At 35.1% G+C, this 12,737-nt stretch carries 11 protein-coding genes and 1 tRNA gene; 5 read left to right on the top strand and 7 right to left on the bottom strand.

Translation table 11 applies throughout. The features are described from left to right. Window positions 1-2: 2 nt before the first annotated feature. The 4 genes from GXW81_RS01970 to uvrB all read right to left on the bottom strand — a co-directional run bounded on the left by GXW81_RS01970 (window position 3) and on the right by uvrB (window position 4,559). Entirely contained in the window at window positions 3-1,238 is a 1,236-nt protein-coding gene (locus GXW81_RS01970) for an OmpP1/FadL family transporter (protein WP_161530970.1), read from the bottom strand. 173 nt (window positions 1,239-1,411) lie between these two features. Further along, the gene (locus GXW81_RS01965; protein WP_161530969.1) at window positions 1,412-1,960 is read right to left on the bottom strand and encodes a DinB family protein; all 549 of its coding nucleotides are present in this window, start codon (window positions 1,958-1,960) and stop codon (window positions 1,412-1,414) included. 48 nt (window positions 1,961-2,008) lie between these two features. Continuing rightward, window positions 2,009-2,533 (bottom strand): Crp/Fnr family transcriptional regulator, encoded by a 525-nt coding sequence (locus tag GXW81_RS01960; RefSeq protein WP_161530968.1) that lies wholly within the window; start codon window positions 2,531-2,533, stop codon window positions 2,009-2,011. Window positions 2,534-2,558: 25 nt separating this feature from the next. Next, complete coding sequence (gene uvrB, locus GXW81_RS01955; protein ID WP_161530967.1) at window positions 2,559-4,559, bottom strand: excinuclease ABC subunit UvrB; 2,001 nt, start codon at window positions 4,557-4,559, stop codon at window positions 2,559-2,561. 156 nt (window positions 4,560-4,715) lie between these two features. Here uvrB and GXW81_RS01950 point away from each other — a divergent pair, with 156 nt between their 5' ends. Further along, window positions 4,716-5,762, top strand: a complete 1,047-nt coding sequence (locus tag GXW81_RS01950) for a Cj0069 family protein (protein WP_161530966.1) — start codon at window positions 4,716-4,718, stop codon at window positions 5,760-5,762. Between the two features lie 61 nt (window positions 5,763-5,823). Here the strand turns inward: GXW81_RS01950 and GXW81_RS01945 are convergent, their stop codons facing one another. Continuing rightward, window positions 5,824-6,585 (bottom strand): amidohydrolase, encoded by a 762-nt coding sequence (locus tag GXW81_RS01945; protein ID WP_161530965.1) that lies wholly within the window; start codon window positions 6,583-6,585, stop codon window positions 5,824-5,826. An 80-nt stretch (window positions 6,586-6,665) separates the two neighbouring features. Here GXW81_RS01945 and GXW81_RS01940 point away from each other — a divergent pair, with 80 nt between their 5' ends. The 4 genes from GXW81_RS01940 (at window position 6,666) to GXW81_RS01925 (ending at window position 9,029) form a co-directional block, all read left to right on the top strand. After that, a complete protein-coding gene (locus GXW81_RS01940) occupies window positions 6,666-7,094 on the top strand; it encodes a DUF6646 family protein (protein ID WP_161530964.1) in 429 nt (142 codons plus the stop codon). 107 nt (window positions 7,095-7,201) lie between these two features. Next, the gene (rseP, locus tag GXW81_RS01935) at window positions 7,202-8,533 is read left to right on the top strand and encodes an RIP metalloprotease RseP (protein ID WP_161530963.1); all 1,332 of its coding nucleotides are present in this window, start codon (window positions 7,202-7,204) and stop codon (window positions 8,531-8,533) included. Window positions 8,534-8,604: 71 nt separating this feature from the next. Further along, window positions 8,605-8,678, top strand: a tRNA-Asn gene (locus GXW81_RS01930). Between the two features lie 189 nt (window positions 8,679-8,867). Then, window positions 8,868-9,029: an Arm DNA-binding domain-containing protein gene (locus tag GXW81_RS01925; RefSeq protein WP_161530962.1), complete on the top strand. Its 162-nt coding sequence runs from the start codon at window positions 8,868-8,870 to the stop codon at window positions 9,027-9,029. Window positions 9,030-9,177: 148 nt separating this feature from the next. Here the strand turns inward: GXW81_RS01925 and GXW81_RS01920 are convergent, their stop codons facing one another. Further along, window positions 9,178-9,729 carry a hypothetical protein gene (locus tag GXW81_RS01920; RefSeq protein ID WP_161530961.1) on the bottom strand — a complete coding sequence of 184 codons (552 nt, stop codon included), beginning with the start codon at window positions 9,727-9,729 and terminating at the stop codon, window positions 9,178-9,180. Between the two features lie 27 nt (window positions 9,730-9,756). After that, window positions 9,757-12,672 (bottom strand): hypothetical protein, encoded by a 2,916-nt coding sequence (locus GXW81_RS01915; protein WP_161530960.1) that lies wholly within the window; start codon window positions 12,670-12,672, stop codon window positions 9,757-9,759. Between the last annotated feature and the right edge of the window lie 65 nt (window positions 12,673-12,737).

Below are 12,737 nucleotides of genomic sequence, written 5' to 3'. Positions count from 1 at the left end.
AATTAAAATGGGTTGTAAGATAGACCTAAGCCAAAATAAACTGCTTTAGCTTTAGCTTGTCCATAAAAATTATAATATTCATTAGCTACTGTTCTTGCTTTTGGAAAAGCCATAGCACCTGCTAAATCTACTCCAAATTTGTTTAGTTTAAATCCTAAACCTGCTGTAACAACACTAGAATTAAACGATGGTGTTTCTGGGATAAAATCTTTGTCTGCATAAGGAGATTCATCATAGTAATAACCTAATCTAGCAGCTATCTTATCCGTTACCATATACTGTGTTCCAAAACGCCAAGTTTGAGTGTTTTTGAAATTCTTAGGTGTAACAAGTAAAGTAGCATCATTAGCCTGATTTCCAAGCTTAGCATTTTCAAAATCTAAAGCTAAATGACTGTACTCTGACCAACCTGTATAATTAAAATCCGCAGAAACTAACCATTTAGGTGTAATCTTATAGGTTGCTCCTATGGTATACTCGTCTACTAGAGGTAATGTTGCTTTAAAATTGTCCTGTCCATTAGCATCAAGCCCTCTAAGAGCAAATAGACTGCTTGGCATATTGAATGTTACTTTACCGTGATTAGCTTTCATATCCACAGGAGAACGGTACGCTACGCTAACATCCCACTTCTCATCAGGTTTAAAGTAAAAACCAAATGAGAAACCTTGCCCTGAAGCTTTTCCGTCTTTAATGTTCATTGTTCCATTAACACTGGTTACAGCTTTATCCCAATTTACAGAACCTTTAGCGTAAATATAACTTGCTCCTAAAGATACCCAATTTGCCAACTTTACAGATACCATTGGTTGAAAGAAGAAGCTCTTGAGTTCCATTTTTTGAACCATTTCCTTTCCAGCCCAATCTTCCCCCCACTGTACAGTGCTTCCAAAAGGAGTTGTAACACTAAACCCTAATGAAACATCATCTGTTACCTTATAAGCTGCTGCTGCATAGAAAGGTGTCCCTAGAGGATTATCAGTTGTGTAAGAATTTAAAGTATTTAAGTTTTGATAAGTTACACTAGACAAAGCTCCAAAACCACCCGCTACAACACTAAGTTTAGCCGGAATAAAGGATATACCCGCAGGGTTAAAGAAAGCGACACTAGCATCTTCTGCATGGGCACTTGTATGTGCCATAGCTAACTGTTTTACCCCTTGCAAAGAGACTCTAAAGCCTCCCGCTTGAGCTAACATACCGCACAATACTGCCGTTGTTAATATTATTTTTTTCATAAAATTATGTTAATTAAAGTTTTCAAATATAGAACTTTTTTTTAAACAACAACTATAAAATAAAATTTGTTTAAAAATTAAAGTAATTACACATAGTATATATATACTTAAAAACAGCATTTTAAACTTAAAATATAGTTAAAAATTAAACAGTGTTTAATATTAAACACTGTTTAATTTTCATGATAAGCTGATTGTATATTTTCTATCTGATGTAAATGTCTTAAAATATGATTGACATAGAACATAAAACCATCTCCTAGTCGTAATTTTATCCATCTAGAAATGGAAATATTTATCTTCGTTTTATTCAAGTTGATACTTTTAGAAAGGTTTAAAAATTCTAAAAATTTCTCCTGCTGACCAATAAATCGTTCTAAAACCGATTTATCTAGGTTTTTGTTGATTGGGTTTTTACTGTTAGCCGTTCTCATTTTGCTTTTAGGATTCGGTAGTATGCTTTTTGCAAAATAACCTTCCAACCAACTGCTTTTGAAATTGACTTCTAGCACAGTATGAGATGATTTTATTTTTGACTCAAATTCGGGGAGATAAAAATCACCATACAGATTAAGATGTTCTATACATTCTAATATATTCCACGAGTGCTCCTGTGGTCTCCAAGTAAGATAGTCTAAGTCTTTGGTTTTAAGAATTTCAACCGTTGTTATAGCTCCTTTTATTTGTAACTCTAAGGTGTGTAATAAAACTTCTGTATGCATTTTTTCTGCAAAGTTCCGTAGCGTAGTTTTAATAAAAATTGATGGAAGTCAAGATTTTTTCAGTCTTGATAAAGTTTCTGCACTCATACCCAAATAATCCGCTATATATTTGTTAGGAATTTCCTGAAAAAGCTTTGGACTTCGTCTTAAAACTCGCAAATATCTTTCTTTTGGAGATGATGTTAAAATATCTTTCTCTCGTTCCATTTGTTGGAGAAGTAGGTTTTCTAGCAAGGCTATCCATAATTTTTTGCTTTCCTCTTTATGTAGAAACTCTTGTATTTTAGATTTAGGAATAACCTTTACCTCCGAAGTTTTTATCGCTTGAATTAAAAATTCCGATGGTTTTTGAGACAAAAAAGAATCAAGAGCGACAATAAAATCTCCTGTGTAACCTAATCTTATTGTTTGTTCTCCATTTTCATTCAGAAGGTATACTCTAAAACTTCCTTTAGTAATGTAATAAAGATTAGTGTCCACCGAACCAGACACTTTAAGTAAGTTATTCCTTTTCAGGTGAATGGTTTTCTCCGATAATTTAATGATATTATTGAAGTCTTGAGCCGTCAGCATCAATTATGGTTTTAATTGAGAGTATTTACACCGTTCCCTTTAGAACCTTTATTTCATCTCTTAATTTCGCCGCTAAAATAAAGTCTAATTGTTTTGCAGCTGCCTCCATTTGTTTTTGTTTTTCTGCTATTATTTTCTCTAAATCCTCTGTATTACCATAGCTAGCCTTGGTTTCCGCTGCTTGTCTCACAATTTCTTTTTGAGTGTATTCTTGTTTCGGGAAATCAGGCGTACGCCCTACCAAAACATCGGATATTTTCTTATTTAAAGGCTGTGGCGTAAGACCATTAGCCGCGTTATAGCTCATCTGTTTTTCTCTACGATAATTAGTTTCATCAATAGTAGCCTGCATAGATTTAGTCATTTTATCCGCATACATAATGGCTTTACCATTGATGTTTCTAGCCGCTCTCCCCACTGTCTGTATCATTGAACGACGAGAACGAAGCATACCCTCTTTATCCGCATCTAAGATAGCCACCAAAGATACTTCTGGCAAATCTAAACCTTCTCTAAGTAGATTAACTCCCACAAGCACATCAAAAAGCCCTGTACGCAAATCTTGCATTATCTGTATACGTTCTAATGTATCCACATCAGAATGAATATATCTAGTTCTTATGCCAAATTTGGTAAAATATTTGGTAAGCTCTTCCGCCATTTTTTTTGTGAGTGTGGTTACCAAGACTCTCTCGTCTTCCTCCGCTCTTTTTTGGATTTCCTCCATTAAATCATCTATCTGATTAAGTGTAGGTCTTACCTCTATAATCGGGTCCAGTAAACCTGTCGGGCGGATAATCTGCTCCACATATTCGCCTTGTGTCTTTTCCAACTCGTAATCCGCCGGCGTAGCAGACACATAGATGACTTGGTTTTGCATTTTTTCAAACTCCTCAAACTTCAAGGGTCTATTGTCCATAGCGGCTGGTAGTCTAAACCCATATTCCACCAAATTCTCTTTTCTACTACGGTCGCCCCCGTACATTGCGTGTACTTGAGGTATGGTTACATGGCTTTCGTCTATCACCATTAAATAATCTTTAGGAAAATAGTCTAATAAACAAAACGGACGAGAACCAGGTTTTCTGCCGTCCATATACCTAGAATAATTCTCTATACCAGAACAATAACCTAGCTCTTTTATCATTTCCAAATCCAATTCTGTTCGTTCTTTCAAACGCTTAGCTTCTAGATGTTTCCCTATTTCATTAAAAAAATCCACTTGCTTTACAAGGTCATCTTGGATTTCTCTAATAGCGCTATTCATAGTTTCTTTTGAAGTAACGAATAGATTAGCAGGGTAAATATTAATTTTATCAAAATCACCCATTATATTTCCTGAAACAGGGTCAAAACTTTGGATTTTATCAATTTCGTTACCAAAAAACCTTATTCTAATCGCATTATCAGCATAAGCAGGGAAAACATCTACCACATCTCCTTTAACCCTAAAACTTCCTCGTACAAATTCATTAACCGCTCTAGAATAAAGTGCATTAACTAGCTTGTGAAGCAAATCTGTTCTAGAAATTTTAGACTGAAGCTCCAACTCTATAAGAGATTTATTAAACTCCGTAGGGTTACCAATACCATAAATACACGACACCGATGCCACTATAAGCACATCTCGCCTCCCTGAAAGAAGGCTTGTCGTAGCGGAAAGTCTTAATTTCTCTACTTCCTCATTTATACTAAGGTCTTTTTCTATATAAGTTCCCGTACTGGCAATGTATGCTTCAGGCTGGTAATAATCGTAATAGGACACAAAATACTCTACCGCATTTTCAGGAAAAAACTCCTTAAACTCCATAAATAGCTGCGCCGCCAAAGTTTTGTTATGAGCAAGAACAATAGTAGGTCTTTGAATACGGTTCACCACATTAGCAATGGTAAAAGTTTTACCAGAGCCTGTAACTCCTAGCAGAGTTTGGTAGGGTTGACCTTGTTCTATCCCAAAGACTAATTTATCAATCGCTTGTGGCTGGTCTCCAGTAGGTTTAAATTCAGAATGGAGTTTAAATTTCATTTCACAAATATAACTAATAATTAAAAACTGGTATCACCATAAATTCATATCTAAAAACACTTATTAATATCATATTACAAAAATGTAAATATTGATAAACATCATAGTTTTTAAAGTAGTTTATCCTTACCTTTGATAGGTTAATTTTATTTGATTATGAAACATAAGAAAATTGTAATTTTTGAATCTGTTGGAGGTAGTGACAAAGGTGCAGATGGACACAGAAAGGATACATTACCTATTTTAAACTCTATTAAAGATTTAGGTTGGGGAGCTGAAGTAGTAAAGTTTGAAAATGATAAGGCTGAAGAAATCTTTAGTTATGTAAAAGAAAACTTTGATGCCTATATTAGTAGAGTGAACCCAGGTTCGTTACCTGACAATGAAAAGATATATTTTTCCATTCTATCAAAACTTTCAGAACATGGTCTTGTAGGAATGAGTGAGCCGAAGTCCATGATAAAATTCGGAGCAAAAGATGCTCTTGTAAAATTAGCAAATACCAGCCTTGTGCCTACGGATACTTTCGCTTACTATACCATACAAGAATTCAGAAAGCATTTCCCAAGAAGTATCTCGCATGGTGAAAGAGTTCTAAAACAAAACCGAGGAAGTACTGGGGAAGGTATTTGGAGAGTAAAAGTAGAAGGTAATCTTTCTTACCAAGCAGGAGATGAACTGCCTCTAGATACGCCACTCAAATTAACCGAAGCCGTGGACAATCATGTGGAATACAAAACTCTAGAAGAATTTATGGATTTTTGTGAGAGGTACATTACTGGGGAAAACGGTATGCTAGTAGATATGAGATTTATGCCTAGAATTAAAGAGGGCGAAATTAGGATTCTAATGATAGGCGAAGAACCTGTTTTTGTGGTACACAAAAAACCAGCCAATACAGAAGATGCCTTTTCTGCGACTTTATTCTCTGGAGCACAGTACCGCTATGATAGTCCAGAGGATTGGAAACCACTGATGGATATTTTCCTCTCTCAACTTCCAAAAGTAAAAGAAATATTAGAGGAGAAAAACACACCTCTCATTTGGACGGCAGATTTTATGCTAGACTATCATCCAGACGGTAGCGACAAGTATGTTTTAGGTGAAATTAATTGTTCGTGTGTAGGCTTTACAAGCCATCTAGATATGGGCATACAAGAGAAAGTTGCTAAAGAAGCAATACGACTAGCAGAAGGCAGATAATATCATTTTTAACTTTTTAAATCTCTTAAACTAGTTTTATAGTTTAAGAGATTTTTTCCTTTTAGATATTGACTTCAAAGTTATCAGCATCTCCTAAAAAAGGAAATTTCTGTCTAAAGCTCTTCAAACGTTCCATATCTAAAACAACTTCTACTAAATCTCCTTTTTTACAGGAGACTTCACTTCCGTCAGGGAAAAAGCAATGGGTACTTTCAGGGTATTCTAAACCATTACCATCTATACCTATCCTATTAACACCAAATACATAAGCTTGATTTTCAATTGCCCTAGCTTTTAACAAAGTATTCCACGCATCTATTCTTTGGACAGGCCAATTAGCCACATATAAAGCCACATCGTAATCTCCTTTATTCCTACTAAATACAGGAAAACGTAAATCATAGCAAATTTGCAGTAGAAATCTCACACCTTCATATTCCACAATTACTCTATCATTACCTTTAGAGTAAACCTTATCTTCCCCAGAGTATGAGAAAAGATGTCTCTTATCGTAAAAATGATAATCTCCACAAGGTTTCACAAAATAAAATCTATTATAGTAATTATTGCCTTCTTTCACAGAAACGCTACCTCCAATAGCAGCATTTTTATTTTTAGCGAAAGTTTTCATCCACTGTAATACTTTTCCTTCCTCATCTGCAATTTCTTCTGGTTTCATATAAAATCCTGTAGAAAACATTTCTGGAAGGAGAAATAAGTTGGCATCTGCCCCCTTAAGACTATCTTCTATTTTTCTAAAATTATCTAATGGTGATTTCCACTGAATATCAAAGTTTAAAGCTGTAATTTTAAAATCATTCATAATTAAATTGAAAAAATGGCGTTACTATACAGAAATATATCTTTATTTTTGAGGCTAATTTAAACTAAAAATAGATTCCTATGAAAAAAACAATTTTAATTTTAATGACAGTTGTGCTAGCTCAGTTTTCGTTTGCTCAAGCTTGGAATGGAAAAGGAGACCAAAAACTTCAAATAGGACTTTCTGCTTGGGGTTATGGCTCAGGACTATCTGGTACTTATGATTACGGAATTACAAACGCCATCTCACTAGGAGGTGGAGCTCATTTTTATTTCAACAATAAAAAAGAAAACGGCTTTTTCTTATTTGGTAGAGCAAACTATCATTTGCAAGACGCTCTTAATCTTCCAGACCAATTAGATATTTATCCTGGTTTAGATATAGGTGTATTAGGACATGGTTTCGGGCTAGGAGCACATATTGGTGCAAGATATTTCTTTAATAAAAATTTAGGGGTTTTTGCCGAAATCGGCAACAATGGAGGACTAGGAGTTTCTATCAACTTATAAATAAATCCATCAACATCTTTAGAAAGAGATTGCCTTTGGTAGTCTCTTTTTTATTCTAAATCATTTTAGTTTATTACCTTTGCACGAATTTAAAACAAAAATACAGCATGGATTTGTTAACCCAAATATTTCAATTTGTTCTTAGTATTTCAATTTTAGTTACCTTACATGAGTTAGGACATTTTATTCCCGCTAAATATTTTAAGACTAAAGTTGAGAAGTTTTATCTTTTCTTTGACCCTTGGTTTTCTGTTGTTAAAAAGAAAATAGGGGAAACAGAATACGGTATCGGTTGGCTTCCGTTCGGAGGTTATGTAAAAATAGCAGGTATGGTGGACGAAAGTATGGACACCGAACAACTTAAAAAACCTGCACAACCTTGGGAGTTCCGTTCTAAACCTGCTTGGCAAAGGCTCATCATTATGCTTGGTGGTGTTACCGTGAATTTCTTTTTAGCTTGGCTTATTTATTCTTGTCTTAGTTTTTTTAATGGAGAGACTTACCACGATAATAGCAAATTTGAGGACGGAATTGCCGTAAGTGAGGCTGCCCAAAAGATGGGATTACAAAATGGAGATAAAATAGTTGCCATAGATGGAAAACCTGCTGAAAGAATGGAAAACTCCATGATAAACCTACTATTATCAAATGAAATTACCGTTCTTAGAGAAGGCAAAGAGGTTACTTTTCCTACCAATGAAGATGGTGTAGCAGAAGTTATGAAAGCTAATGAAGTTAGAGCAATCTATTCTGCTAGATTCCCTGTGGTTATAGATAGTATTTTATCCAATAGTCCTGCACAAAAGGCTCAACTTAAAAAAGGAGACAAAATAGTTGGTATAAACAATACTCCTATAAAGTATTTTGATAATCTTGCCTCTGTGCTTAAAAATCTTAAAAATCAAACGACAGAAATTGAAGTTCTGAGAAATGGGAATCTATTGAAGCAAACTATTACAGTAAATAAGGATGGAAAACTTGGTTTTATTCCCGACGAAGAAGAAAGCCTAAAATCACTTAATAGTACATTAGTAAACAAGGAGTACAGTTTACTACAAGCTATACCTAGAGGACTAGAAAGAACAATAGACGCTCTAGTAATGCAAGTAAAACAGTTCAAAATTATCTTCAACCAAAAGACACAAGGTTATAAAAAAGTTTCTGGACCAATAGGTATCGTTAAAATGATGCCAACCTCTATCAATTGGGAAGCATTTTGGGCGTTTACTGCTATGTTTTCGGTATGGTTGGCATTCCTTAATTTACTGCCTATACCAGGTTTAGATGGCGGGCATGTTATGTTTACTCTATGGGAAGTTATTACAGGAAAACCCGTGCCTCAAAAAGTGCTTGAAAACGCTCAAACCATAGGAGTAATTTTCCTTATGGGATTGATGCTACTCATTATTGGAAGCGACATTTTTAAAATTTTTAAATAAATTTTAAAAATAAATTTGGAAGATATTAGAAAAAGTTTCTATATTTGCGCCACGAAAAAACAACAAACCATTCCTCCTTAGCTCAGTTGGTTAGAGCATCTGACTGTTAATCAGAGGGTCGCTGGTTCGAGCCCAGCAGGAGGAGCAAAAAGACTTACAGAAATGTAAGTCTTTTTTGTTTTATAACTCTATATCTGCAAGTTATCTCATAACTTAATATTTTTCTCATAGTCTTTAAGTCATTATTTTATCCTAGTTTTTGAGATAAAAAGGCATACAATTAGGTTACCCATTTTATTTTTCAGGTTACCATTCAAACTCTTATTAAAATACTATGAAATTATCATTATTATTCCTTTTAAGAAAGAACAAAATTAATATGAAAGGTCTCTGTCCTATTGAATGTAGAATAACATTAGATAAAGAAAGGAAACCTTTTGCAACAGGATTATTCATAAATCCTGATAACTGGGATTCTAAAAAACAAAAAGCATGATATTACTAAAATATATACTCTTTTGCTATCAACAATATTTTATAAAAGTTAAAAGAACATCCTCAGCTACTCTTTTAATCTAAAAAGAAAGGGTTCACTAGAATAGTAAACCCTCTCTCTTTTTATTTTTATACTTTTGTATATAATTCTAATCCTTCCAAAAAGTCCATACAGTACCATTGAATACAGCCAACTGGTTCATCTTTGTGTCATATGCCATCATTCCTGGAGCAGGGTTGATAATTTTCAAATGTGGAGAATCCATCTTTGGTAAAATCATCGCCTTATTATTATCTGACAACACCAGTATTCCCGAAGGTTGACCACTAGTATTAGCTCCTATAATTACAGAGGCATCTGTTTTATCCGTCTTTGATGACTGAAGACTCCTATCTACTTTACCTGTAGTATCTAATGTAACACCCCCAAATGTATGTTGGGTATTAAATGTTAATGCTCGCCAATCTCCATTAGGCCGTGCATACTTCACTACCCCATCAGAACCATCCATCACAACTGTCCCTGGAACTACATCAGACACAGATGACAATGAAGTTACATAAGGTAAAATAAAACCTCTATACTGTGTCCCAAACTCTAGGGATACTGATGGGTTAGAAACTTCACTCTTACCCAATGCCACTTGACCAAATGCAAACATGGACAAGCCTATAAAAAATATTGATAATTTAATTTTCATTTGTTTTTCTATTTGTATGTTATAAAATTACTCTGGGCAGGTTTGTGTTGAAAAACAACTCCAAATACTACCGTTATAAACCTTTAAACAGTTATTTGTGGTATCATAAACCATCATCCCTGCTACAAAGTTAGCTACTGGAATCCCAACAGGAAGACCGTTAGTATCAAAAGGAACTCTGTTTACTACAAACCCTTTAGTATTTGACTCTAAAGCGATCCAACCGCCCTGTCTTACCATTGGCCAATTCTCTCCTTGTGCATCTGCTCCTGCTCTAGAGAGAGACGTAATTCCCACCTTAGTAGGGAGTGCATCTCCTGCCGCACTTATAACTGGCTTTTTGTAACAAACTTTAGCCAAGTTAATAATCACTGTTGCAGTATCTGTTGCTCCTCCACAAGCTCCTGTAACTGTATACTTAAAACTATAAGTCCCTGACTGTGCTGAACTAACTCTCCACTGGTTACCTATCAAAAGACTACTTGATGGTGTGGTAGTTTCTGTCCATGTTCCAAAACCGTCATAGTTCCCTTGAAGATAATCAAAAAGGTTAAGATTGGTACCCATATTTTCATCATAAGTAAGGTTAACGGTTTGACCAGTTCCTGCTTTAGCTGCGGTAAGTGCATCTTCTGTAAGTTTTAAATCCAAGGTACTATTGATACAGCTCGTAGCTGAGTTAATACTAATACGCACGTGGTAAAGACCTGCTTTATCTGCCGTATATGTTCCAAGATTCAGCACATTGGTAGTAGATAAGATATTGTTAGGTTCTCCATCTTTTGTCCATTCGTACTTTAGATAGTCTAGACCATCTACTACGAGACTTAGCTCATTAGATGCACACACAGGAACCATACGAATACCTGGACGACCTAGTTTAGCAATATCCAATTTTCTTGTTTGGAAGTTACCACACTGATCATACACACGGAAGAAATAAGTACCTCCCGCAAGTCCCTCAAATATAGGGTTGGTACCGTTATCTTTAATTGTTGTAGCATCATTAGCCTCTGAAGATACTATAGCATAAGTTAAAGGAGCTGTGCCACCACTTGCAGATAAAGTAACATCATAAGTCCCATTTGCACAGGCAAATGCATAAACATTGGAAAAAGCTAAAGTAGTGGGTGGCTTTATCTCAAACTCACTAACAACAACAGGGTCACAATATAGAAATACCCGCTTATTATCTTTTATATCATTATATTGCACAATTTCTTCAATCACTCTATATCTACCCTCTGGTTGAGACTGCCATTCACCACTTGAAGCATAAAAATATGGAGCCTCCGTACCTGAACCATCTACATGAGTCTTAGTAGAAGAAATACCCCATGCATTCTGTTCTGGAAAATAACGCTGATAATAAATAGCTCGACCTCTTGCCTCCAAAAATCTAAATTTACCATCACATGAATACTCCATAGTATATTTTGGAGAATATGAAGAAGGTGATTTATTTACTGTAATATTACTTGTTACAACTAAATCATTACAAGCATTACTAGTAGAAAATGTATAACTTCCTACAGGCATATTTTTTAACACAAACATAATTAGCTTTCCTGTAGCATCTATTTCAAATCTGTCCTTTGGGATGATGTAGGGAAGAGGGCCATATTCATCAATAAAAGATTGAGGCGCTTTTGTAATTTGTGTATCAACAAATCCAAAAGAAAGACCATAATACGCATCAGATATTTTTCCAACTAAATTAACTCTATCTATATCACAACTGTTTCTCTGTTCAACATATAATGTTGGAGCCATTGTTTTGATAACAACAGTTCTTTCACTTATTCCTCCGCAAGAATCTATAATTTGAAAACGATAAGTTCCCGCTGGTAAAGGTTGAGATGTGCTTCCATAACTATGAGAGCTTTGGTACTGCCCATGAAATTCATTATAGGCAACAGGATCAAAATTTGCAGGAGCCTCTATAAAATTAACTTTATAAGTAGAGTAGAAATTTTGGTATCTATCCAACTGTCCTTTTATATAAAAATACTGTCCTCCACAAGAGCTACTTGCAACATAATGGCTTATACTGTAATTAAAATTATCCGTCTGCGTAACTGTTCGTCCACAAGCGTCGGTTGTTGTAACCGTAAGAAGAAGCTGATCTATCCCTTGAAACCTTGGAATAACAACCATGGGATCTCCATTACTACTAACGGGGTTAGAGTTTAATGTTACCACCTCATTGGTATTAGGGTCAGTGTAGCTTACTTTAACTTGATAAGGAGGCTTTTGAACTAAATTATACCCGTACACCGAATAGAATATTAGCTGAACTCCCGAACAATCCTCCAAATTTTTACCGTTATAATAAATACCTGTAAAATTAGTTGGCGTATATGTAATTGCTGTTTCACCCACAATACCTGTTCCACAGGCGTCTATAACTCTATATCTGTAGTTAGCTGCTTTAAGCCCTGTAAAAGTATAGGAGGTTGCATTATCTTGAAACTCTGAAACCACTGCATTACTATCATCTAAAAGCTGATAACGGTAAGGAGCTCTACCTCCTGTGGCTTGAACTCTAATAAAGCCATCATTCCCACAAATTTCATTACCTCTATAATTAGTAGTAACTGCCGTCATTGGTGTTTTCTGGTCGGCAATGGTAAAATTATTACTCGTAGCTTGGTTGCTAGATGTACCCAAAGTTTGTGTAGCCACTACTCTGTAAGTACCAGCAGGAAGCCCTACATAGGTCAATGAGGTTGTAGAAGTAACAGGGGTTGTAAGATTAGTAACATTGTAAATAGAATACGATATAGTAGAGTTAGCGGTAGTTCCACTAGTAGTCCAAGAAAGCGTACCATTGTTAGGGCAAATCTCTGGAGTTCCTGTAAGACTAATTGTAAAACTCTGTAATTGTGCTAAAATAAGCAAAGGTAGTATGACCAAAGTCAAACTTAGTAGTTTTTTTATCATAGTGTGCGTAATTTTTGTACAAACATAGGTATTATTTAATATATCTCAATATATATTGAGGGGTG

Origin of the sequence: Riemerella anatipestifer (genome assembly GCF_009932355.1) — a bacterium.
In the GTDB taxonomy this organism is placed as follows: domain Bacteria; phylum Bacteroidota; class Bacteroidia; order Flavobacteriales; family Weeksellaceae; genus Riemerella; species Riemerella anatipestifer_E.
Note: the sequence above shows the minus strand (reverse complement) of the source record. Positions and strands in the feature narration are given on the sequence as shown.